21 protein-coding genes are annotated in these 24112 nt (G+C 59.5%); all 21 read left to right on the forward strand.

Features of this window, described 5'->3' with window-relative positions:
- Nucleotides 1-84: 84 nt before the first annotated feature.
- A complete protein-coding gene (locus tag I2F59_RS07180) occupies nt 85-1698 on the forward strand; it encodes an ABC transporter substrate-binding protein (protein ID WP_117647497.1) in 1614 nt (537 codons plus the stop codon).
- 157 nt (nt 1699-1855) lie between these two features.
- On the forward strand, nt 1856-2812 hold the full coding sequence (locus I2F59_RS07185) for an ABC transporter permease (protein ID WP_035138896.1): 957 nt from the start codon (nt 1856-1858) through the stop codon (nt 2810-2812).
- 3 nt (nt 2813-2815) lie between these two features.
- Nucleotides 2816-4831, forward strand: a complete 2016-nt coding sequence (locus I2F59_RS07190) for a dipeptide/oligopeptide/nickel ABC transporter permease/ATP-binding protein (protein ID WP_099431432.1) — start codon at nt 2816-2818, stop codon at nt 4829-4831.
- Nucleotides 4832-5659 (forward strand): ABC transporter ATP-binding protein, encoded by an 828-nt coding sequence (locus I2F59_RS07195; protein ID WP_006236159.1) that lies wholly within the window; start codon nt 4832-4834, stop codon nt 5657-5659.
- A gap of 80 nt (nt 5660-5739) precedes the next feature.
- Nucleotides 5740-6717 carry an acetylxylan esterase gene (locus tag I2F59_RS07200; RefSeq protein WP_195503712.1) on the forward strand — a complete coding sequence of 326 codons (978 nt, stop codon included), beginning with the start codon at nt 5740-5742 and terminating at the stop codon, nt 6715-6717.
- Nucleotides 6710-7561 (forward strand): acetylxylan esterase, encoded by an 852-nt coding sequence (locus tag I2F59_RS07205; protein ID WP_195503713.1) that lies wholly within the window; start codon nt 6710-6712, stop codon nt 7559-7561. The genes I2F59_RS07200 and I2F59_RS07205 overlap by 8 nt, the downstream gene beginning before the upstream one ends.
- Nucleotides 7562-7629: 68 nt before the next feature.
- Nucleotides 7630-8550: a dihydrodipicolinate synthase family protein gene (locus I2F59_RS07210; RefSeq protein ID WP_035138887.1), complete on the forward strand. Its 921-nt coding sequence runs from the start codon at nt 7630-7632 to the stop codon at nt 8548-8550.
- A gap of 173 nt (nt 8551-8723) precedes the next feature.
- Nucleotides 8724-9689, forward strand: a complete 966-nt coding sequence (locus tag I2F59_RS07215) for an ROK family protein (RefSeq protein ID WP_022094876.1) — start codon at nt 8724-8726, stop codon at nt 9687-9689.
- Between the two features lie 70 nt (nt 9690-9759).
- Entirely contained in the window at nt 9760-10446 is a 687-nt protein-coding gene (locus I2F59_RS07220) for an N-acetylmannosamine-6-phosphate 2-epimerase (protein ID WP_022094877.1), read from the forward strand.
- 101 nt (nt 10447-10547) lie between these two features.
- Nucleotides 10548-11468 (forward strand): RNase adapter RapZ, encoded by a 921-nt coding sequence (rapZ, locus tag I2F59_RS07225; protein ID WP_022094878.1) that lies wholly within the window; start codon nt 10548-10550, stop codon nt 11466-11468.
- Between the two features lie 6 nt (nt 11469-11474).
- Nucleotides 11475-12404 carry a DNA-binding protein WhiA gene (gene whiA, locus I2F59_RS07230; RefSeq protein WP_195503714.1) on the forward strand — a complete coding sequence of 310 codons (930 nt, stop codon included), beginning with the start codon at nt 11475-11477 and terminating at the stop codon, nt 12402-12404.
- A gap of 193 nt (nt 12405-12597) precedes the next feature.
- Complete coding sequence (gene gap / locus I2F59_RS07235; RefSeq protein ID WP_006236151.1) at nt 12598-13623, forward strand: type I glyceraldehyde-3-phosphate dehydrogenase; 1026 nt, start codon at nt 12598-12600, stop codon at nt 13621-13623.
- Between the two features lie 140 nt (nt 13624-13763).
- On the forward strand, nt 13764-14954 hold the full coding sequence (locus tag I2F59_RS07240) for a phosphoglycerate kinase (RefSeq protein WP_195503715.1): 1191 nt from the start codon (nt 13764-13766) through the stop codon (nt 14952-14954).
- The gene (gene tpiA / locus I2F59_RS07245; protein ID WP_006236147.1) at nt 14947-15714 is read left to right on the forward strand and encodes a triose-phosphate isomerase; all 768 of its coding nucleotides are present in this window, start codon (nt 14947-14949) and stop codon (nt 15712-15714) included. Before I2F59_RS07240 ends, tpiA begins: the two co-directional genes overlap by 8 nt.
- A gap of 5 nt (nt 15715-15719) precedes the next feature.
- Nucleotides 15720-17273 (forward strand): 2,3-bisphosphoglycerate-independent phosphoglycerate mutase, encoded by a 1554-nt coding sequence (gene gpmI / locus I2F59_RS07250; RefSeq protein WP_006236146.1) that lies wholly within the window; start codon nt 15720-15722, stop codon nt 17271-17273.
- A gap of 158 nt (nt 17274-17431) precedes the next feature.
- Nucleotides 17432-17686: a preprotein translocase subunit SecG gene (secG, locus tag I2F59_RS07255; RefSeq protein ID WP_006236144.1), complete on the forward strand. Its 255-nt coding sequence runs from the start codon at nt 17432-17434 to the stop codon at nt 17684-17686.
- Nucleotides 17687-17980: 294 nt separating this feature from the next.
- Nucleotides 17981-19657 carry a peptide ABC transporter substrate-binding protein gene (locus tag I2F59_RS07260; RefSeq protein WP_229065388.1) on the forward strand — a complete coding sequence of 559 codons (1677 nt, stop codon included), beginning with the start codon at nt 17981-17983 and terminating at the stop codon, nt 19655-19657.
- A gap of 156 nt (nt 19658-19813) precedes the next feature.
- Nucleotides 19814-20851: an ABC transporter permease gene (locus I2F59_RS07265; protein ID WP_117637996.1), complete on the forward strand. Its 1038-nt coding sequence runs from the start codon at nt 19814-19816 to the stop codon at nt 20849-20851.
- 14 nt (nt 20852-20865) lie between these two features.
- Nucleotides 20866-21801, forward strand: a complete 936-nt coding sequence (locus I2F59_RS07270; RefSeq protein WP_006236141.1) for an ABC transporter permease — start codon at nt 20866-20868, stop codon at nt 21799-21801.
- A 2-nt stretch (nt 21802-21803) separates the two neighbouring features.
- Entirely contained in the window at nt 21804-22895 is a 1092-nt protein-coding gene (locus tag I2F59_RS07275; protein WP_022094887.1) for an ABC transporter ATP-binding protein, read from the forward strand.
- Nucleotides 22895-23923, forward strand: coding sequence for an ABC transporter ATP-binding protein (locus tag I2F59_RS07280; RefSeq protein ID WP_022094888.1), 1029 nt, complete (start codon nt 22895-22897; stop codon nt 23921-23923). Before I2F59_RS07275 ends, I2F59_RS07280 begins: the two co-directional genes overlap by 1 nt.
- Nucleotides 23924-24112: the final 189 nt, after the last annotated feature.

The following is a 24112-nucleotide window of genomic DNA, read 5'->3' on the forward strand; positions in this document are numbered from 1 at the left end:
TAGGTAAGGTATATATCGTCCGCAAGTTGCGCGGGGGCAAGTCTAGGTGCTCCCGAGTAAGATTCTCTATTGATAGGAGAAGACATGGCCATCATCAACAAGGGTATGTCCAGGCGTTCGTTCCTCGGCCTCACCGGCAGCGTCGCTGCTGTCGCAGGGCTTGGTCTCACCGGCTGCGGTGGCAGCTCTAGCGACGAGGGTTCCGCTTCCGGTTCCACCGATTCCGCCAACCGTGGCGGCGGCGTGATCACCGCTGGTTCCGCTTACGCTCCGTCCAGCTTCGATCCCGCCAGCACCGGCTCCGCTGTGGGCCTGGGTGCTAACTGGCACGTCGTCGAGGGCCTCTACGGCATCGATTACCACGACTACAGCACCTTCAACGAGCTCGCCACCGACGATCCCAAGTCTGTGGACGACACCACTTTCGAGGTCACCATCCGCAAGGGTGCCAAGTTCTCCGATGGCACCGAGGTCACCGCTGACGATGTTGTCGCCTCCTACACCGCTTGCGCCGCTTCCGCTACCTATGCTCCGTTCTTCCAGCCCTTCGAGTCCATCGAGGCCAAGGACGCCAGCACCGTGACGGTCAAGACCAAGGTCCCCAACTTCTCCCTGCTCAAGGATCGTCTGGCCATCGTCCGCGTTACCCCGGCCACTCAGACCGAGGAGGATCGCGCCAAGCAGCCGATCGGCTCCGGCCCCTGGATGTACGACTCTATCTCCGATACCGAGATTACCCTGGTTCCCAATCCTGAGTACAACGGTGAGTATGCTGCCGAGGATAAGAAGATCCAGTACAGCATCCTGACCGACCCCACCGCTCGCGTTACCGCTCAGCAGGAGGGCTCCACGCTCGTTATGGAGCTCGTTACCGCTGACGCCGTCGACCAGCTTGAGAGCGCCGGCTGCAAGATCGATAACGTTCAGGGTTTCGGCACCCGCTTCATCATGTTCAACGTCGCCAAGGAGCCTTGGAACAACGTCAAGGTCCGTCAGGCTGTCATGTATGCGCTCGACACCGAGAAGATGGTCAGCAACACCTTCGCCGGCCTTGCCACCGCTGCCAGCTGCTACCTGCCCAAGAGCTTCACCAACTATCATGAGGCTTCCACGGTGTACAAGACCGACGCCAAGAAGGCTAAGAAGCTCATCGAGGAGTCTGGCATCACTCCGGGTGCCATCACCCTGCGCACCACCGACAACGAGCAGATTAAGGGCATGGCCGCCCAGGTCAAGAACGACCTCGACGCTCTCGGCTTCGATGTGACCATCCAGACCGATACCTCGCCGGCCACCTACGCTGCCATCGACGGCGGCGAGGCCTACGATATCCTCCTTGCCCCTGGCGATCCTTCCTGCTTCGGCGCCGACCCCGACCTGCTGCTCAACTGGTGGTACGGCGACAACGTCTGGATGCAGACCCGTTGCCCGTGGAAGGAGTCCGCTGAGTGGCAGAAGCTCCACAGTCTCATGGACGAGGCTCTTGCCGCCGAGGGCGACGAGCAGCAGAAGAAGTGGAACGAGTGCTTCGACATCATTGCCGACAACGCCGTTCTGTACCCCGTTGTCCACGTCAAGACCGTCTCCGCTTCTTGGGACGATCCGTCCACTGCGCCCAACGGCGAGGCCCTCGATGGCTTCAAGGGCATCGGCACGACGAGCATGTCCTTCAGGGGCGTTGCGACCGTCAAGGCGTAAGACTCGCTTGAGTCTGTATGCAGGATGTCGGTCGTTGGGACCGTATCCTCATAGTTGAAACAAAGACCCGGGCGGCAACGATGTCGCTCGGGTCTTGTAATGAGTATCCGTACTCATATACCAGTTGGTCCTACCGACAAAAGAAAGGGGAGAGAACGTGAACAACTTGCTACGTTTGATTGGAAGGCGTCTCGTGGCGCTGCCGATCATGGCATTGGGCGTCACCGTCCTGGTGTTCTTCCTTATGTCGTTCTCCAAGACCGACCCCGCCTACACGGCGTTGGGTGACGGTGCCTCGCCCGAGGCGGTCGCCGAGTACCATGAGAAGTATGGTCTGGACGACCCCTGGCCCGTGCGCTACGTGCGCTATATGGGCGATTTGATTCATGGCGACATGGGCACCTATGGTGCTGCTCGCAACTCCGTTGCCAAGCGCATCTCCACGGCCCTGCCCGTTACGATGCAGCTGACCTTCATCGGTCTTGCCATCGGTGCGGTCGTTTCGTTTTTGCTCGGCGTCATCGCGGCACTGTATCGCGACAAATGGCCGGACCAAGTGATCCGCGTCTTTTCCATTGCCGGCTTGGCAACCCCGTCGTTCTGGCTTGCCGTTCTGTTGATCCTGCTGTTCTCTTCCTACCTTAAGGTGCTTCCGGCATCGGGTGCTCTGCCTCACTTCACCACGAATCCGGTTGGCTATCTGGGACGTATGATCATGCCCGCTATCGCCTTGGCATTTCCGCTGACGGGCCAGATGACTCGTATCGTGCGTACCGCCATGGTCGAGGAGCTCGACAAGGACTATGTCCGTATGGCTCGTGGCGCCGGCGTTCCCGAGAAGGTCGTCGTCGGCATCAACGTTCTTCGCAATGCGCTGATCACCCCGGTCACCACCCTCGGTCTTAAGATCGGTTACCTCATGGGCGGCGCCGTCGTCATCGAGGTTATCTTCAACCTCCCCGGCATGGGCACCGCGATTCTGCAGGGCGTTCAGGGCAACGAGGCGAACCTGGTTCAGGGCGTCGTCATCGTCGTTGCTCTCGCCTTCATCATCATCAACATCGTGGTTGACATGCTCTACCTGCTCATCAACCCGCGCATCAGGACGGTGTAGATTATGGTAAAGATTCGAGAGAAGCAAACCGAGCAGCTCGAGAAGGCTGCCTCCAAGGGGCTCAAGCTCGGTGGCTGGAAGAAGATGACGCTGTCTTCTAAGATTGCCGCCGTCGTGCTGGTGCTGGTCGCCCTGACTGCGATTCTGGCGCCCCTTCTTGCCCCCTATAGCCCGGTCGAGATCTTTACGGCTCGCCAGGCTCCCGGCAACGGATTTATCTTCGGTACCGACGATAAGGGTCGCGACATTCTGTCGCGTATGCTCTACGGTGGTCGTTACTCGCTGATTATCGGCTTTGGCGCCACTGCCATGGCTCTGGTCTGCGGCTCGGTCGTGGGCGCTCTTGCAGCGGTTTCGCGCAAGGCCGTCTCCGAGACGATCATGCGTATCCTGGACATCATCATGTCCATCCCGGGCATCGCCCTCGCGGCCGTCTTCGTTTCCATCCTGGGCAACTCCGTGCCGTCGATCATCTTCGCCATCGGCTTTATGTACACTCCGCAGATTGCCCGTATCGTGCGCGCCAACATCGTGTCCGAGTACGGCGAGGACTATGTCCGCGCGGTCATCGTTTCCGGCGCCAAGGCTCCGTGGATTTTGATCAAGCATGTTCTGCGTAACTGCATCGCCCCGATCATGGTCTTCACCGTTACCCTGGTCGCCGACGCCATCATCTTCGAGGCCTCGCTGACCTTCATCGGCGCTGGTATTCAGGAGCCCACCGCTACCTGGGGCAACATCCTCGCCGACGCCCGCGGCGGCGTGCTTGCCGGCCGTTGGTGGCAGGCGCTGTTCCCGGGTCTGGCCATCATGATCACCTGCCTGGCGCTCAACATCCTCTCCGAGGGCATTACCGACGCCATGGCCGCTGCTCCCTCCGCCGCCCTGGATCCGACCGATTCCTCCAAGCGTCGCGAGGCCGACCTGCTGGTCTCCGACCCCGTTCGCGCCTACAAGGAGCAGGCCCAGTCCCTCTCCGCTCGCCTTGGCGCCCTGCGCGATGTCGAGCTCAAGCGTGACGATCGCCATGTGCCCGACGAGTCTGTCGAACCGATTCTCTCGGTCCGTGACTTCTGCATCCAGTTTGAGCATCACGGTGATATCAACGTCGTCGACCATGTCAACTTTGACGTCCGTCCTGGTCAGACCATGGGCCTGGTGGGCGAGTCCGGTTGCGGTAAGTCCATCACCACGCTGGCCATCATGGGCCTGACCGATGAGGACGAGCACCTTTCCGGCGAGGTCCTCTGGGAGGGCCGTGACCTGCTCAAGATGAGCAAGAAGGAGTGGTTCGGCCTGCGCGGTACCGATATCGCCATGGTCTATCAGGACGCCCTGTCCTCGCTCAACCCCTCCATGCTTATCTCTGCCCAGATGAAGCAGCTCACCAAGCGCGGCGGAACCCGCAGCGCCGAGGAGCTCCTGGAGCTCGTCGGCCTCGATCCCAAGCGCACGCTCGAGAGCTATCCGCACGAGCTCTCCGGCGGCCAGCGTCAGCGTGTCCTGATCGCTATGGCCCTTACCCGCGACCCCAAGCTGGTCATCTGCGACGAGCCCACGACCGCTCTGGACGTTACCGTCCAGAAGCAGGTTATCAAGCTGCTCAACGATCTTCAGGCCAAGCTCGGCTTTGCCATGATCTTTGTTTCGCATGACCTGGCTCTGGTCGCCGAGGTTGCCCATAACATCACGGTTATGTACGCCGGTCAGGTTATCGAGCAGGCACCCACCAAGGAGCTGCTCACTAACCCGATCCACGAGTACACCCGCGGTCTTCTGGGTTCCGTTCTGTCCATCGAGAGCGGTTCGGGCCGCCTGCACCAGGTGCCCGGCGCCGTTCCGAGCCCGCGCGATTTCCCCAAGGGCGATCGCTTCGCGCCCCGCTCGAGCCACCCGCGTATTGGCCTGGACACCCGTCCGGTCTTCAAGCGCGTGCCCGGCACCGAGCACTTCTATTCCGAGCTCCCCGACGAGGTGCTCAAGGCAAATGGTTTGACCCCTCACGCGGAGGTGATGTAGATGAGCGAGACCGCAGTCAACGGCGTCGAGCCGATCATCTTCCTTGATGACGTCCACGTCACCTTTAGGACCCGTACCGGCTCGATTCTGCACCCCAACCTGGTTCACGCCGTCCAGGGTGTAACGATTAAGCTCATGCCCGGTCAGACGATCGGCATCGTCGGCGAGTCCGGTTGCGGCAAGTCCACCACCGCCAACGTCATGTGCGGCCTGCAGGCCCCCACGAGCGGCAAGGTCTACTTTAAGGGCAAGGACGTTACCAAACGTACCGCCGAGGACCGTCGCCACATGGGCCGCGTCATCTCGGTCGTGTTCCAAAACCCGGCCACGGCGCTCAACCCCCGCATGGTCGTTCGCGAGCAGCTGCTCGATCCCATGCGCGTTCACAACCTGGGCACCGAGGCCGAGCAGGAGAAGCGCGTCAAGGAACTCTTGGAGCTCACCGGTCTGCCCAGCTCCGCTGCCGAGGTTCTTCCCGGCCAGCTTTCGGGCGGCCAGCGTCAGCGCGTCGCAATTGCCCGTGCCCTGTCGCTGAACCCCGATGCCATCATCGCCGACGAGCCCACCTCGGCTCTGGACGTTTCAGTCCGCGCGCAGATTCTGAATCTGCTGACCGACCTTAAGAAGGAGCTCGGCCTGGCCATGGTGTTCATCAGCCATGACATCCAGACGGTCCGCTATATCTCTGACGACATCATCGTTATGAATGGCGGCAAGATCGTCGAGCAGGGCGAGGCCAAGCAGGTCTTCCAGCATCCCCAGGACCCCTACACCAAGATGCTGCTCGGCGCTGCGCCGTCGCTGCTGCACCCCAAGCTCGGCGAGTAGCCTCGCTTTCCCTCCCGTGCGCCCGGTTCCCTTGCCGGGCGCACCTCCGTTGCGATTTCGAAAGGTTGGGTTCACGAGCCATGCCAAGTGCTCAGGAGCTACAACATCAATTTGGTGAATATCGAGGCGCCATGCCCCGTCCATCAGATTTCGATCTCTTTTGGAAGGATCGCATGGTCGAGGCCGACGCCGTCGGGCTTGACTATGCGATCGAGACGGCATCGGTCACCGATGCCGCGACCTGCCAGCTTTTCGACCTCTGGTATACCGGCATGTGTGGCGCTCGCCTGCATGCCAAGTACCTTAAACCCGTCTCGGACGAGCCCGTGCCATTGGTACTTCAGTTCCATGGGTATCCGGGTGCAAGCCGCAGCTGGTTCGAGCAGGCGTCGTTTGGGGGCATGGGCATGGCACTCATCGCCCTCGACTGCCCCGGCCAAGGAGGTCCCTCCGAGGACATTGGTGGATTTGAGGGCACAACGGTTGCCGGGCATATCGTCGCCGGTATCGACGGCGACCCGGCCAACCTCTATTATGTCCGCTTGCACCAAGATATTCGCATCCTGTGCCGCATCGTTCACGAGCTCGAGGGCATCGATCTTGCCCGTGTGTTTGTGAACGGCGCGTCGCAGGGCGGTGGTTTGGGCATTGCGACCTGCGCACTTAACAGCGAGCTTATCAATCGCGCCGCCATCCTCTATCCCTTCCTGTCAGATTTTCGCCTGGTCTGGGATTTGGATGCCGACGACATTGCCTACGAGGGCCTGCGCTATTGGTCTCGCTGGTTTGACGAGGACTCGACTCGTATTGACGAAGCCTATGCCAAGCTGGCGTACTTCGATTCCAAGAACTTTGCCCCTATGGTCAAATGCCCCGTGCTGTTTGGCACTGGCACAGCCGATGTCGTCTGTCCGCCAGCGACGCAGTTTGCGGTCTATAACAACCTGACCTGTGAAAAGCGTCATGAGTTCTTTGAAGGCTTTGGCCACGAGGAGATTCAGGATTTTGACGATCTGATCATTCCGTTTTTCTGCAAGGGAGGGGAGGCTCATGTCTAAGTGCGAGAGCAATGTCAATGAGCTGATTGTCCCCGGGCTCGTGGGAATTCCTGGAACGGTTTCGTCAAGGCTCGCAGAATATCGAGGCTGGCGCGGTGATGTCCAAGCAGATGTTTCCGATTTAGAGACATGCGCTTCGAATCTTGAGATTCAAGGCCTGGCCATTACGGCGATTGACTTTGTTAACCCCTGCGCCCGTTACTCGGAGGTCTCCTTTGAGCTCGGTGACGATGCGATTCACGCTCGTTTGATTGAGCCTGTCGGTCGTGCCCGAGTATCTGAGCGCGTGCCGCTGTGCCTGATGTTCCACGACATCGATCGGCCTGTGCGCGGCTGGCATCACATGACGAGATTTGCCGCCATGGGTTATGCCGTCCTCGCGCTGGATGACGATGTTGCTGGTGCGGACGACCTGCAGCGGGGGATTTCTTCGCCCGCTTTTGTCGAGCGCGTCCGTTGGGGTTGCGCGCTGGCGAAGGTGGCGCGCAATCTTGATGGCATGGACCCCGACCACATCTTTGCATGGGGCGAGGGTCTTGGCGGCGGAGTCGCGCTGGCGGTTTCTGCTCTGGACGAGCGGGGCCTCGCCTGCACGGCGGTTGCCAATCCGCTTCCTGGCGGCCTCGAGGCGCTGTCGTCTCGGGTGCGTGGATCGGTGCTCATGGGCACATCGCTTATGGATACCGTGAGCGATCCCAAGGATCAGTTTGCCGTATTCAACGGTCTTGAGTGTGACCGGAGGCATATCATCTATGCCAAATACGCTCACGAGCGCATCAATGCGTTCGAAAACGAAGTCGTCGACTTTTTTAACCAAACGTTCTACCCGTGTTCTTTGGCCTAGACGGCCTGGACACTGCCAACAAGAGTGGGCGGCATAGGGCTGCCCGCCAGACAACTAAGGAGATTCTTGTGGCAACTCAGAAATTCACCGGCGTTATCCCTCCCGTCGTTGTTCCCGATACCGAAGACCACCAGCTCGATGTTGCCTCCTTTGAGCGCAGCATCAACCGCATGATCGATGCCGGCGTCGATGGCTTGTTCTTCCTGGGCTCCTCGGGCGAGGTCGTCTTCTCCACCGACGAGCGTCGCCGTCAGATCATCGCCGAGGCCGTCCGTATCGTCGACCACCGCGTTCCCGTTCTGGTCGGCATCATTGACACCGAGACCGAGCGCATGATCGAGCACGGTAAGGTCGCTCAGGAGCTGGGCGCCGATGCCCTCGTCGCCACCTGCCCGTTCTATGCCCTGCAGGGCATGACCGAGGTCGAGGAGCACTTCCGCATCCTGCATGAGGAACTCGACCTGCCCATCTTCGCCTACGACATCCCTGTGTGCGTCCACACCAAGCTCCCCTGGAAGCTCCTTGCCAAGCTCGGCGCCGAGGGTGTCCTTGCTGGCGTCAAGGATTCCTCGGGTGATGACATCTCGTTCCGCTACCTCGTTCAGGAGAACGAGAAAAACGGCCATCCGATGAGCATTCTCACCGGTCACGAGGTTGTTGTCGACGGCGCCTACCTTGGTGGCGCCGACGGTTCCGTCCCGGGTCTCGCCAACGTTGAGCCCGAGGGCTACGTGCGTCAGTGGAAGGCCGCTCAGGCTGGTGACTGGGCTACCGTCAAGGCCGAGCAGGATCGCCTCAATGAGATTTCGCACATCTGGGATGTCACCTCGGGCGTCCAGGGTTATGCCGGTGGCGTCGGCGCCTTCAAGACCGCTATGAACCTCATGGGTATCTTCGACAGCCCGACCATGCCGCGCCCGGTGAAGGCCATGACCGGCGAGAACGTCGAGGCGATTAAGAAGGTCCTCCAGGACAACGGTCTCCTGTAAAGCTTCCCCGGGCACCCGACCTCGCCGTTCAACCGTGCGGCCATGACCCATTAGGTCAATGGCCACACGGTTTCTCGGCGATCTCGGGCATCTGGAAAACCTTTACCGCGCTGTGACGGCTAGCCTGACGGCGCATTTCCTGTAGTTGTTTTTTATCTCCTAAGGAGAGCGACATGGAGAACAAGTACGTCTGCTCTGTCGATATCGGCGGAACTAAGATCGCGACTGCCATCATGGAGTACCCGGCTGACGGCAGCGTGCCCCATCCCGTTTTTGAGGCCGAGGTTCCCACCGAGGCCCAAGAGGGCGGCGAGGCCGTCTTCCAGCGTATCGAGGCGTCCATCAAGGCTGCTCTCGAGGCGAATCCCGATGTCGAGGTCCTTGGCGTCGGTATCGGTGCCGCCGGCGTTGTCGATCCCAAGACGGGCGCCATCGCGTATGCCAACGAGATCATGCCCGGCTGGTCCGGCGTTCAGTTGGGGCCGCGCCTGCGCGAGGACCTCGGTCTTCCCGTTGCCGTTGTAGGCGACGTGCAGGCTCATGCTCTGGGCGAGGCCCACTGGGGCGTCGGCAAGGGCAAGTTCTCCGTCTTGTGTCTTGGCATCGGTACGGGCATCGGCGGCGCATATGTCGAGAACGGCCGCGTGATGCAAGGCTTCCATGGTGCTGCTGGCCATATGGGCCACATCGAGTGCTCGGCTGCCGCCGGTATTCCCTGCGCCTGCGGGCGTTCCGGCCATCTGGAGTCGGTTGCTTCGGGCACTTCCATTGGTCGTATGTACGATGAGCGCTTTGGTCGCGTCGACCCCAGCCGTCCTTCGGTCGGTCGCGATGTGAACGACCTGTGCCGTGCGGGCGACGCAAAGGCGACCGAGGTCATCCATGACGCCGGCTTTGCGCTGGGTGCCAGCTTGGGCTCGCTCGCTAACATCCTGGACCCTGAGGTCATCGTGCTTTCGGGTGGCGTGATTCACCAAGGTCCCGATTGGCGTTCACAGACGTGGAAGGATTCGGTACACGAGGGCTATGCCAGCCAGGCGCTCGATCCGCTTCAGGACACGCCGATCCTCATCGGTTCTCTGGAGGGCGATGCTCCGCTCATCGGTGCCGCTGAGCATCTTCTTGCCTCGTTGAAGTAAACGTATCTTCTGTAGGAGCCTCCCGAGACAACACGCCTCGGGAGGCTGTTCTGAGAAAGGTTACAGCCTTATGACCGTCGATCCATTGATTCAATCCCTGAAGGGCAAGCTCGTCGTGAGCGTTCAGGCGTATATGGGCGAGCCGCTTCGTACGCCCGAGACCATGGCTCAAATGTCTCGCGCTTGCGAGCTCGGCGGCGCCGCCGCCATTCGCTGCCAGGGCCTTGCCGACATTGCCGCCATTAAGGGTCGCTGTGAGGTTCCCGTCATCGGCCTGTGGAAGGATGGGCACGAGGGCGTTTACATCACGCCGACGCTGCGTCACGCTCGCGCCTGCGTTGCTGCGGGTGCCGATATCGTGGCGATCGACGCCACCGATCGTCCGCGCCCCGATGGCAAGACGGTCGAGGATACCTTCCGTCCGCTGCACGAGGAGGGTGTGCTCCTGATGGCGGATTGTGCCACCATCGAGGATATTCGCCGTGCTGTTGATATGGGCTTTGACCTGGTATCCACCACGCTTTCTCACGGCGTCGCCGCCATCGACTGCACCATGGCCGATGGCCCCGATCTGCCGCTCCTGCGTCAGGCGACCGAGGAATTCCCCGGCCTTCCCATCATTTGCGAGGGTCGCGTGCATACGCCCGAGGAGGCTCGCGCCGCGATCGATGCTGGTGCCTGGGCCGTTGTCGTCGGCACCGCCATCACGCACCCCACGAGTATTACGAGTTGGTTCAAGGCTGCGCTTGAGGCGTAAGACAGGCCTCGTATCCGCTCGGGGCGGTATACTCAATATAGGCAATTGACCGCGCGGGATCCGGGTTGCTGGGTCCCGCGCTTGTTTTCGGGAGGCAACACATGCAAAAGGGAGATGCCATGGATGCGGCGGAGCGCTCGGAGCGCATCCCCGATATCGTCATCATCACCGGAATGTCCGGATCAGGCCGCACACAGGCCATGCACGTGTTCGAGGACATGGGCTATTTTTGCATCGATAACCTGCCTCCGCGTCTCATCGCCCAGCTTGCCGAGCTCGTCGGCATCAATACGGGCGTGGGCAGGCATCTCGCCGTCACCTGCGATTTGCGTAGCCAGGGACTGTTTGACGAGCTGCTCGATGCGGTCGCCGCGCTCGAAGAGCGCGAGATGAGCTGCGACATCGTGTTCCTGGAGGCTTCTGACGAGGTGCTGATTCGTCGCTACAGCGAAAATCGCCGCCGTCATCCCATTGCCAAGCCGGGGGAGACTACGGCCGATGCCATTCAGCGCGAGCGCCTTCAGCTGCAGGGCGTGCGCGACCGAGCCGATATGATTATCGACACGAGCCGTCTGCGTACCTCTGCGCTGCGCAACAAGCTACGTATGGCATTTTCCGAGCTGTCCGACCAGCAGCTCATGGACGTCCACGTGTTCTCGTTTGGCTTTAAGCACGGCATGCCCGTCGAAGCGGATATTATGATCGACGTCCGCTTCCTGCCCAATCCGTTCTACGATCCCGAGATGCGCACGATGACCGGTCTCGATAAAAAGGTCTCCGATTTTGTTCTGGACCATCCCAAGACGCAGGAGTTTTGGAAGGCTTGGACACAGCTGCTCGATACGGTCATGCCCGGTTATATCGCGGAGGGTAAGCCGCAGCTTTCTATCGCCATCGGCTGCACGGGCGGCCAGCACCGCAGCGTTGCCATTGCCGAGGCCACGGCCCGTTACCTGGAAGGCGCTCAGTATCATGTGAGCATCTCCCACCGCGACCTGTCGCGCGCCAACACGAAGGCATAGGCCTGCATGTCGTTTACCGCTGAGGTGCGCGACGAGCTTGCGCGCTGCGAACCCGAATGTGAATACTGCGACTTGTCGACGCTTGCCGCCCTCACGCGCGTGAGCGGTACGCTCTCGCTTACCGGCTCTGGGCGGTATCGTTTGACGGTTGCGACTGAGACGGGAGCCGTCGCGCGCACGATGATCACGCTGACGCATCGTATCCTTAAGCTCAAAACGGAGTTCACCGTCCGTAAATCTGTATTGCATAAGGTTCGAAACTACCTCATCACCTTGCCTGATCAGCCAGACCTGGATAAGGCCTTGGTTCTGCTGGGTATCCTCGAACGTAGGGGAGGACTTGTCGCCGGCGTACCCCGACATATCGTTGCCCGTCCTTGCTGTAGACTTGCCTATATCCGCGGCGCGCTCATCGCGGGTGGCTTCGTGGCCGATCCACGCGGCGATTTTCATTTGGAGATTGCTGTGCAGGGCGAGCAATATGCCAAGGGGCTTTGCGATCTGTTGGAGCAGATTGGGGTCCATGCTCGTGTTAATGCACGGCGGGGGTCATATGCCGTGTACATTAAGAGCGCCGAGGAAATCGAGCATCTATTAAAGCTGATTGGCGCCAAGCGCAGCGTTGCCGAGATTGAGGAGGCGCGCGCGGTCAAGTTGGTTAAGAACGATGTGAACCGTCGCGTGAACGCCGAGCTCGCCAACCAGACCAGAAGCGCCGGTGCCGCCCAACATCAGCTTGCGCTTATCGATGAGCTCGAGCAGCGTGGCCTTCGTGATGCGCTTCCGGATGCCTTGGCGGTCTTTTGCGACCTGCGCGAGCGCTATCCCGATCTGTCGCTGCGTGATTTGGGGGAGATGGCTGACCCTCCCTTGTCGAAGTCAGCCCTCTACCATCGTGTTTTACGGCTTGAAAAGCTCATTGAAGCAAACAGGTAGTTTGAAGTAACGACTTATATATGGATTTAGCTGCTATTTTAGTATTTAAAACGTTTTAACGCAAATTTGATTTTCAATTTCGAGCATTCTCGTGAAATTCAAGCCAAAAAAAAGGTATATTAGGCGAGTGGTTAGTTTGTGGGCCTCAACGGCAGGCGCTGTAGCTTGCGGGGGCCTTACGAAAGGAGACACAATGGCAGTAAAGGTTGCTATTAACGGCTTCGGTCGCATCGGTCGTCTGGCCTTCCGCCAGATGTTCGGTCATGAGGGCTCCGAGATCGTCGCTATCAACGACCTCACCTCTCCCGATATGCTCGCTTACCTGCTGAAGTACGACTCCACGCAGGGCAACTATGCTCGCGATCACGAGGTCGTCGCTGGCGAGGATTCCATCACCGTTGACGGCAAGGAGATCAAGATCTACAAGGAGGCCGACGCCAACAACCTGCCTTGGGGCGACCTCGACGTCGACGTCGTTCTCGAGTGCACCGGCTTCTACACCAGCAAGGCTAAGGCTCAGGCCCACATCAACGCTGGCGCCAAGAAGGTCGTCATCTCCGCTCCGGCCGGCAGCGATCTGCCCACCATCGTGTACAACGTCAACCATGAGACGCTGACCGCTGAGGACAACATCATCTCCGCTGCTTCCTGCACCACCAACTGCCTCGCCCCGATGGCCAAGGGTCTGAACGACTTCGCTCCCATCGTCTCCGGCATCATGACCACCATCCACGCCTTCACCGGCGACCAGATGCCGCTCGACGGCCCGCAGCGCAAGGGCAACTTCCGTCGCTCCCGCGCCTGCTCCGAGAACATCGTCCCGAACACCACGGGCGCTGCCAAGGCCATCGGCCTGGTTCTCCCCGAGCTCAACGGCAAGCTCATCGGTGCCGCCCAGCGCGTCCCGACGCCGACCGGCTCGCTGACCAACCTCTACGCCGTCGTTGACAAGAAGGTCACCGTCGACGAGGTCAACGCTGCCATGAAGGCCTACGCCGAGACCATCCCCGATACCTTCGCTTACAACGAGGACCAGATCGTCTCCCGCGACATCGTCGGCGAGACCCACGGCTCCATCTTCGACGCCACTCAGACCATGTGCTCTGATCTCGGCAACGGCCAGACCCTCGTTCAGGTCACCTCTTGGTACGACAACGAGAACTCCTACACCTCTCAGATGGTCCGCACCATCAAGTACTTCGAGAAGTTCGTTGCTTAATTTAGCTTTTAGCGAATAGCTCGTTGAGCGTCTAAAGAAGGGCGCGGCCTCATAGGGCTTACACCCTAGGGTCGCGCCCTTTTTATAGGAAATCGTCTGCCGTAATGGGAGGCAGACACGTACGAAAGGTAGAAGCAAACATGGCCTTTACCAAGAAGACCGTCCGCGACATCGATGTCGACGGCAAGCGCGTTCTCGTCCGCGTTGACTTCAACGTGCCTATCAAGGATGGCGTCGTTGGCGACACCACCCGTATCAAGGCTGCCCTGCCCACCATCAACTACCTCGTTGAGCACAACGCTCGCGTCATCCTCATGAGCCACCTCGGCCGTCCCGAGGGTACCGGCTTCCAGCCTGAGCTCTCCCTTGAGCCTGTCGCTAAGAAGCTCGCTGAGCTCTCTGGTCTCGACGTTGCCTTTGTCGCCGACACCTACGGCGAGAAGGCTGCTGAGGCTGTCGCCGCCGTCGAGCCGGGCAAGGTCCTCGTTCTCGAGAACGTCCGTTTCGACAAGCGTGAGAAGAAGAACGATCCCGAGATCGCCAAGAAGCTCGCTTCCTATGGTGACGTCTTCGTTCTCGATGCCTTCGGCACCGCTCACCGCGCCCAGGGTTCCGTCGTGGGCCCCGCCGCTTACCTGCCTGCAGTCGCTGGCTTCCTGCTCGAGAAGGAGGTCGACACGCTGACCGGCATCTTCGCCGAGCCCGAGCGCCCCTTCGTCGCTATCGTCGGCGGTTCCAAGGTTTCTTCCAAGATCGGCGTTCTCGATCACCTCATCGACTCCGCTGACACCCTGATCATCGGTGGCGGCATGGCCTACACCTTCTTCCTGGCTCAGGGCCTGTCCGTCGGTCAGTCCCTCAAGGAAGAGGACTGGGTCGAGCGCGCCGGCGAGATGCTCAAGAAGGCCGAGGAGAAGGGTGTCAAGATCCTGCTCCCCATCGACAACCGCGTTGCCGATCACTTTGGCGAGGACGCTGTCCCCGAGGTTGTCGCTTCCGACGCTATCCCCGACGACCGTGAGGGTATGGACATCGGCCCCAAGACCGAGGAGCTCTACGCCGAGGCCGTCAAGCGCGCCAAGACCGTGTTCTGGAACGGCCCCATGGGCGTCTTCGAGTTCGACAACTTCGCTCATGGCACCCAGGCTATCGCCGAGGCTGTTGCCGAGGCTGATTGCACCTCGATCATCGGTGGTGGCGATTCCGTCGCAGCCGTCAATAAGTTTAACCTGGCCGACAAGATGAGCTGGATCTCCACCGGCGGTGGCGCTTCCATGGAGCTCGTCGAGGGTAAGGCCCTGCCCGGAGTGGAGGCGCTTCTCGATGCCTAATCGCACCCTTCTTATCGCTGGTAACTGGAAGATGAACAACGACGTCGCCGAGGCTGCCAAGCTCGCCGACGAGCTGGCCCAGGCTCTGCCCGAGGTTCCGGCTGGCGTCGAGGTGCTCGTCTGCCCTCCGACCATCGACATCACCACGGTTCATGACCGCATTCAGGCTGCCCCCATCGCCCTCGGTGCACAGAACGTGTACTGGGAGGCCAAGGGTGCCTTCACCGGTGAGTCCTCTTGCGACATGCTCAAGTCCGCTGGCTGCACCTACTGCATCATCGGTCACTCCGAGCGTCGTGATTACTTCCACGAGACCGACGAGGATCAGAACAAGAAGGCCAAGGCCCTCGTTGCCGCCGGTCTTGTTCCCGTCTTCTGCTGCGGTGAGTCTCTTGAGGTCCGCGAGGCCGGCACCTATGTCGAGCACGTCGTGAACCAGGTCAAGGCTGGTCTCGAGGGTCTCGAGATCACTTGCCCCAAGCAGGTCGTCGTCGCCTACGAGCCCATCTGGGCTATCGGCACCGGCAAGACCGCTACCGCCGAGGACGCTCAGGAGGTCTGCGGCGCTATCCGTGAGACCCTCAAGGAGATGTTCGGCGAGGAGCTCGCTAACGGCATCCGCGTTCTCTATGGTGGCTCTGCCAAGCCCGGCAACATCGCCGAGCTCGTCGCCAAGCCCGACGTCGACGGCGCCCTCGTGGGCGGCGCTTCGCTCAAGGCTGCCGACTTCGCTTCTATGGTCGTCAAGGCAGGCGAGTAGGACATATGGCACAACGTCATCTTCCTGCACTCCTGATCATCATGGACGGCTGTGGCCTGGCTCCGGCCGATGGCGAGAACGCCGTCGCCGCTGCTAAGACGCCCTTCCTTGATAGCCTGTACGAGAAGTATCCTCACACCACGCTCGGTGCTTCGGGCGAGGATGTGGGCCTTCCCGACGGTCAGATGGGCAACTCCGAGGTGGGTCACCTCAACATCGGTGCCGGCCGCATCGTGTTCCAGGAGCTTTCGCGCATCAACAATGCCATCAAGGACGGTTCCATCGCCAAGAACGAGGTTTTCGTCAAGGCTATGGACGATGTCAAGGCTGACGGCAAGACTCTCCATCTCATGGGCCTTATGAGTCCTGGCGGTGTTCATTCTCACATGAACCACGTCGAGGCTCTGGTCAAGATGGCTGCCGAGCACGGTGTCAAGACCGTTCGCGTCCACGCCTTTATGGACGGCCGCGACGTCGACCCGCAGTCCGGTGCCGGTTACATGAGTGAGTTCTGCGCCTTCCTGGCCAAGATCTCCGAGGAGACCGGTTGCGACGCTCGCGTTGCCACCGTCTCGGGCCGTTATTGGGCCATGGACCGCGACAACCGTTGGGAGCGCATCCAGCGCGCCTACGATGTCATGGTCAACGCGTCCGATGCTGATACCGACCCCGTTGCCGGTATCAAGGCCTACTACGAGAAGGACCCGCGCGGCGACGAGTTCGTCGAGCCCTTCGCTGCCCACAACGAGGGCATTCACGAGGGCGACGCGGCCATCTTCTTCAACTTCCGTCCCGACCGCGCTCGTCAGATGACCCGCGTGTTCACGGACAAGGAGTTCGACGGCTTTGAGCGCGAGCAGATCAAGCTTTCGCACTTTGTGACGATGACCGAGTATGATCCGACGTTTGACGTCGAGGTCGCCTTCCCCAAGACGTTCCCCGAGAACGTCCTGGCCGACGTTATCGCCGCCAATGGCCTGAAGCAGCTGCACACTGCCGAGACCGAGAAGTACGCCCACGTGACGTTCTTCCTCAACGGTGGCATCGAGGAGCCCAAGGAGGGCGAGGAGCGCGTGCTCGTCGCTTCCCCCAAGGTTGCTACCTACGATCTGCAGCCCGAGATGAGCGCTCCCGAGGTTACCGAGAAGCTCGTCGCCGCCATCAACGAGGATCGCGCTGATTTCTACATCGTGAACTTCGCGAACTGCGACATGGTTGGTCACACCGGTGTCTTCGACGCTGCCGTTAAGGCCGTTGAGGCTGTTGACGATGCCCTGTCCAAGGTTGTCCCGGCGATTCTCGCCAAGGGCGGCTTTGCACTGATTACCGCCGACCACGGCAACGCCGATCACATGTTTGACGTTGCTTCCGACGGTTCCAAGCATCCGTTTACGGCTCACACCACCAACCGCGTGCCGTTCATCATCGTTGATGAGAAGGCACAGCTTACCGGTATCGAGGACGGCCGTCTCTCCGATATCGCTCCGACTATGCTCACCATGGCTGGTATTGAGCCTTCCGCCGAGATGACGGGTCGCGTACTCGCCACCGAGGCCTAATAGAAAACAAATACCGTTTTCTAGTAAGGGGGTTGTCCACAACCGGACAACCCTCTTTTTTGCGCTATTTCTACCTCGTCACCAAATGGCTGATGGGGGAGTGCTGGGGGTTGTGGTACAGTACTGGAGTTTGAACTGTTCTATTAAGGAGCTTATCTATGGGTCCGTTCCAGATTCTTCTGTTTGTCGTTTGGGCTGTTTCTGCCGTGGCGCTGACGATTCTCGTCCTGATGCATTCCGGTAAGGGTACCGGCGTTTCGGATATGATTGCCAGCTCGCTGTATAACTCCAGCTCTGCCACGGGCGTTATGGAGCAGAACCTTGATCGCCTGACCGTCATCATGGCTGTCGTGTTTGCCGTGTGCGTCGTGCTGTGCATGTTCTTCTTTCCGCAGGGCATCGTGGGCTACTAATCACGAGCCGCGTAAATACTTGAAAAGGGTCCCGCAAGTGCGGGACCCTTTTTGTTTACATATTTGTAACAGAGTCAAAATATCCCCACATACTTCGCCCAACTAAAGAAATTCTCGACCGTTAACCGGAATTAGCCCCAAATTGTGTATAAAATGCGCTACTGTATTGCAAAACGTTGGTCCGTTGTGCATAACCAGCCATAGCAGCGGGCGGCGTTTTGATGGTTCGGATCGGATTGTTTCGACATGTGTCCGACTGAACATTTCTTTGTCCTATCTCATAAGGAGGATGGCATGGCTGATTCTATGTTCCACCAGCCCGTTATGGGTCGTCGCGCCTTTGTTGGCGGCACCCTTGCTGCGAGCTCCATGGCTTTTCTTGCCGCATGTGGCAAGAAGGGTGGCGACGCTTCCGGTTCTGAGTCCGGTTCGACGCTGAACTTCTACATCAACAACCCGGTCTGCATCGACCCCTACAATGTCCAGGAGGACCAGGGCACTCAGGTCGAGTACCAGCTCTTTGACGCTCTGACCTCTTACGACGCCGAGAAGGGCGAGATCGTTCCGCTGGCTTGCGAGTCCTTTGAGTCCAACGACGACGCCACCGAGTTTACCTTCAAGATCAAGAAGGCCAAGTTCCACAACGGTGACGACGTTACCTCCAAGTCCTTCAAGCTCGGTTGGGAGCGTCTGGTCAACACCAAGTCGGCCATCGCTACCGAGTACGGTCCTTCCGAGGTCTCCTATCACCTTTCCATGGTCGAGGGTTATGACGACCTGCTTGCCGGTAACGCTACCGAGCTCAGCGGTGTTACGTGCCCCGACGATGAGACCCTCGTCGTCAAGCTGTCTTCCGCTTACGCTGACTTCCCCTTCGTCGCCTCTCATCCGGCTCTGGCCCCGGTTCCCGAGTGCGCCGAGTCCGATGTCAAGAGCTTCTATCTTGCCCCGGTCGGTAACGGCCCGTTCATGATGGACGGCAAGTGGGAGGATGGCCAGGAGATCAACGTCAAGAAGTTCGACGATTACTATGGTGACAAGGCCAAGATCGATGGCATCCACTTCCAGGTCATCAAGGACATGGAGACCGCTTACAAGGAGTTCCAGGCCGGTAACCTCGATGTCTGCGACGTTCCCGTCGCTCAGATCGATGCCGCCAAGAAGGATCGCGGCGTGTCCAAGGACGGCTACACCATGGGTGACGGCGAGCGCATGCTGCTCGGCGCCGAGCCTTCCACGTACTATCTGACCTGCAACACCACGGCCGAGCCGTTCAACAACGCCGACCTGCGTAGGGGCATCTCCCTGGCCATCAACCGTGAGGCCATCTGCAAGACCATCTTCAAGGGTACCCGTACCCCTGCCGACGGCATTGTTCCTCCGGGCATCGATGGCTACAAGGAGGGCGCATGGGAGTTCTGCGACTACGATGTCGACAAGGCTAACGAGTACCTCGACAAGGTTGCTCCCGCTGGCGCTAACGGGGATCGTGGCATTAGCGTGACCCTGTCCTACAACCAGGACGGCGGTCACAAGGAGATCATGGAGTCCATCATCGGCGACCTCGCCAAGGTTGGCGTTACCGCTGTCTCCGATACCCCTGAGTGGTCTGCCCTGCTCGAGCAGTATCAGAACTTTAACTATCAGTTCGGTCGTCTGGGTTGGATTGCCGACTACCCGATCATGGACAACTTCCTGTATCCGCTGTTCCACTCCGACTCCCTCGGTGGCGACAACCGCTCCGGTTACAACAACCCCGAGTTCGACGCCAAGGTCGACGAGGCTCGTACTATTGTTGACGACGAGGAGCGCGTCGCTAAGATGCAGGAGGCCGACGCAATGGTCGCTGCCGACTGCCCGGTCATCCCGATTATGTTCTACACGCACACCATCGCCGGCTCCGATCGCATCAAGCACCTCTATGTCGATCCGCAGAAGCACGCCGATCTGGGTACCGCTGAGCTCGCCTAAGAGTTTGCAGCTTCCGTGAGGGTCAAGTATTTACGTAGACCTCATGGGAAACATACAGTTCTCCCTAACCTGGGGTAAACTGGCTGATGGTAATTTTGGGATGCCGGTCTGGCGATCGGCATCCCATTTAGGTTAATCCCTAGATAGGGGAGTGGTATGGGTAAGTACATCGTTAAACGTGTGCTTCAGTTCATCCCGGTGTTTTTGGGCGTTACGCTGATTCTGTTCGCCCTTCAGAATATCGTGCCGGGAGATCCGATCAAGCTGATCGGTGGAGACAAGGCTCTGTCCCCCGAGGTGGAGCTTCAGCTTCGCGTCCGCTATCACCTGGTCCAGACGGACGAGGACGGCAACGCGATCCTTGACGAGAACGGCGACCCCGTTCAAACGTCGCTCGTGGACCGTTACTTGTATTACATGAACGGCCTGCTTCATGGCGATCTGGGCAATTCGTATCAGCGCAAGCTGCCGGTTACGGAAATCTTCGCCCAGAAGTATCCGTATACGGTCAAACTTGCCGCGTGCGCCATCGTGCTCGAGGCAATCATGGGTATCGGTGCGGGTATCATTTCGGCGGTAAAGCGTTATTCCTTCTGGGATATTTTGGTAACGCTCACCACGTCGATCCTCGTTGCGGTCCCGGCCTTCTGGCTCGGTATGTTGCTGCAGCTGTTCTTTGGCGTCATCCTCAAGGACGCCACGGGCGGTGCATTCTCCATGCCGATCTCGGGTGCCGGCGGTTCCAGCTCTCAGTATCAGGATTGGATGCACTATGTGCTTCCGACCATTACGCTGGCTTCGGTTTCGACCGCTTATGCCGCGCGCATTATGCGCTCGCAGCTGCTTGACGTCATGAACCAGGATTACATCCGTACGGCAAAGGCCAAGGGTCTCTCCAATCGCGCGATCATCATCAAGCATGCGCTTAAGAATGCACTCATCCCCGTCGTTACCTATATTGGTGTCGACTTTGGTGGCATGCTTTCGGGCGCCATCCTGACCGAGACGGTCTTTAACTGGCCCGGTATCGGCTATGAGGTCTATCGCGCCATTAGCATGCGTGACTGGCCCATCGTTATGGGCGGCGTTACGCTCATCGTTGTCGTCGTCATGGTGATCAACCTGCTCGTCGACATTAGCTATGCATTCCTCGACCCGCGCATCCGCCTTGGCGGTCCGTCGGATAAGGCCTAAGGGAGGTACGTCTCATGCAGGAAACTGATTCTCAGTCTCAGGAGCAGGCTACCGCCACCAAGGTCGCATCTGCTCCCGCCAAGTCCCGCACGCTGTGGGGCGACGCTTTTAAGCGTCTTCGTAAGAACAAGCTCGCCGTTATCGGTGTCTGCTGGATCATCATCGTCGTTGTGGTTGCCCTGACCGCAGATCTGTGGGCTAAGCCCTGGCTCGGTTCTCCGACGGCTTCCGACTCGACCACTATGGCCGAGACGTCGCTGCTGGCTCCGTGTGCAGAGCATCCGTTTGGCACCGACGCCCTTGGTCGTGACATTCTCGTCCGCGTTATCTACGGTGCGCGCGTTTCGCTGTCCGTCGGCATTATGGCCACCGCGATCTCCACGCTGATTGGTCTGGTCATGGGTGCTCTGGCCGGTTTCTACGGCGGCATCTGGGATACGATCATCATGCGCTGTGCGGACATCTTCCTGGCGTTCCCGTACGTGCTGTTCGTTGTCGCCATGATCGCCGTTATCGGCCGTGGTCTTCAGAACGTCTTTATCGCCATCGGTATTCTCGGCTGGCCTTCGATTGCGCGCGTCTTCCGCTCTGCGATCTTGACCGTCAAGGAAAACGACTATGTTGATGCTGCGCGCGCGATGGGTGCATCTGATGCTCGTATCGTTGTACGTCACATCTTCCCGAACTCCGTCGCCTCCATCGTGGTCTACGCGACCATGAACATTGGTGGCGCCATTCTGACCGAGTCCGCTCTGTCCTTCCTCGGCATGGGCGTTATTCCGCCTACGCCTTCGTGGGGCTCCATGATTCAGGACGGTCAGCAGTATCTTCTGACTGCTCCCTGGATGATGATCATGCCCGGTCTGGCAATTCTCTCGACGGTGCTCGCCTTCACCCTGTTGGGTGATGGTCTGCGCGACGCCCTCGACGTCAAGATGAAGGACGCATAAGGATGAAGAAGAACAAGAACTATGTGGACCTGAAGGACCAGCCGGTTCCCGAGGGCCAGCATCTGCTCGAGGTCGATGACCTTAAGATGTATTTCCACACCGAGGATGGCGTCGTTCGCGCTGTCGACGGTGTCTCCTACACGCTCGATCGCGGCGAGACCCTGGGCGTCGTCGGTGAGTCCGGCTCCGGTAAGTCCGTAACCGCCATGACCATCATGGGCCTTATCTCGATGCCTCCGGGAAAGATTGAGGGCGGTGACGTTCGATATCGCGGTCGCTCCATCCTCGAAATGACCGAGGAAGAGATGCAGCACATTCGCGGTAACGACATCGCGATGATCTTCCAGGATCCTATGACCTCCTTGAACCCGGTTTATAAGATCGGCAAGCAGGTGGGCGAGGGCCTTCGTCTGCACCGTGGCTACTCCAAGCAGGAGGCGCTCAAGCGTGCCACCGAGCTTTTGGACCTCGTTGGTATTCCCGAGCCCGAGAAGCGCGTCAATGAGTATCCGCACCAGTTCTCTGGCGGTATGCGTCAGCGCGTCATGATTGCCATGGCTCTTGCCTGCGATCCCGATATTCTGATTGCCGACGAGCCCACGACGGCTCTGGACGTTACCATTCAGGCTCAGATTATCGAGCTCATGCAGGAAATGCAGGAGAAGAACGGCAACGCCATCATCATGATTACCCATGACCTGGGCGTCGTCGCCGACATGGCCGACAAGATCATGGTTATGTACGCCGGCCGTCCCGTCGAGTTCGGTACTGCTGAGGAAATCTTCTACGAGAGCCGCCACCCCTACACCTGGGGCCTTATCCGCTCCATCCCGGAGCAGGCCATCGAAGAGAAGAAGCCGCTTACGCCGATTCACGGCAACCCGCCTTCGCTCATGAACCTGCCCGAGGGCTGCGTGTTCTCGCCTCGTTGTCCCTATGCGACCGATAAGTGCCGCAAGCAGCGCCCCGAGCGCGTTGTCACCGAGTCTGGTCATTACTCTGCGTGCCACTACTCCGGTGACCCCGAGTTTCTCAAGAACGCTCCTGAGACGTCCCGTACGCGCAAGGATTCCAAGAAGGGAGGCGAGGCGTAATGGCAGATACCAACGAGCGTACTCCGTTGCTGAAAGTCGAGCACCTCTCTAAGGAGTTCCCCGCTGAGTCCGGCATGTTCGCCAAGCGTTTTTCCAAGCGTGTCGTCTCTGCAGTGAATGACATTTCGTTCGAGATTTATCCGGGCGAGACCTTTGGCCTGGTCGGCGAGTCTGGTTGCGGTAAGTCCACCACGGGCCGCACCATCATGCGTCTGACCAAGCCGACTGCCGGTAAGGTGTTCTTCCAGGGCAAAGATGTTGCCGAGATGAGCAAGCATGAGATCAAGGACATGCGTCGTGAGATGCAGTTTATCTTCCAGGATCCTTATGCTTCGCTCAATCCTCGTATGACCATCGGCGAGATCGTCTCCGAGCCCATGACCATTCACGGCGTGGGCACCAAGGAGGAGCGCATTGAGCGTGTCCGCGAGCTTCTCGACGTTGTCGGACTGAACCCCGAGCACATCAACCGCTATCCTCACGAGTTCTCCGGCGGTCAGCGCCAGCGTGTCGGCATTGCCCGCGCATTTGCGTTGAAACCCAAGCTGATTATCTGCGACGAACCGGTTTCCGCTCTGGATGTTTCCATTCAGGCCCAGGTTCTGAACCTGCTTAAGGAACTGCAGGACAAGTTCGGTACCGCGTATCTGTTTATCGCACACGACCTGTCCGTCGTACAGCACATCTCCGATCGCGTTGCCGTTATGTATCTGGGTAAGATGGTCGAGGTTTCGGACTGGAAGACGCTCTATAGCGAGCCTCACCATCCGTACACGCAGTCGCTGCTGTCTGCCGTGCCGGTTCCCGATCCTGATATCCAGAAGACCCGCAAGCGCATCATCCTCGCTGGCGATCCGCCGTCGCCGCTGGATCCGCCGACCGGCTGCCGTTTCCACACGCGTTGCCCGATCGCGCAGGGTATCTGCTCCGAGAAGCTCCCCGAGTTTAAGGAAGTTGCACCGGGTCACTGCTGTGCCTGCCACTTCGCCGAGCCGTTCCCGATCAAGGAATCGCACATCGACCTGTAGTCGGTTGTTTGTCCGGGCCCGTGCTGGACTTAGTTTTCAGAACGTCCTCGACCATGGAAACCCCCTTATCCTGCTCCTTCGGAGCTGCGGATAAGGGGGTTTCCTGGTCTGACGCTCCTATTTGGCAAGGTGTTTTTTAGAATCCATTTTGCGCTCGGCCTCGAAGGCTTGCCTGTCCCAATCGAGCGG

It is taken from the genome of Collinsella aerofaciens, assembly GCF_015556945.1.
Lineage (GTDB): Bacteria > Actinomycetota > Coriobacteriia > Coriobacteriales > Coriobacteriaceae > Collinsella > Collinsella aerofaciens_AO.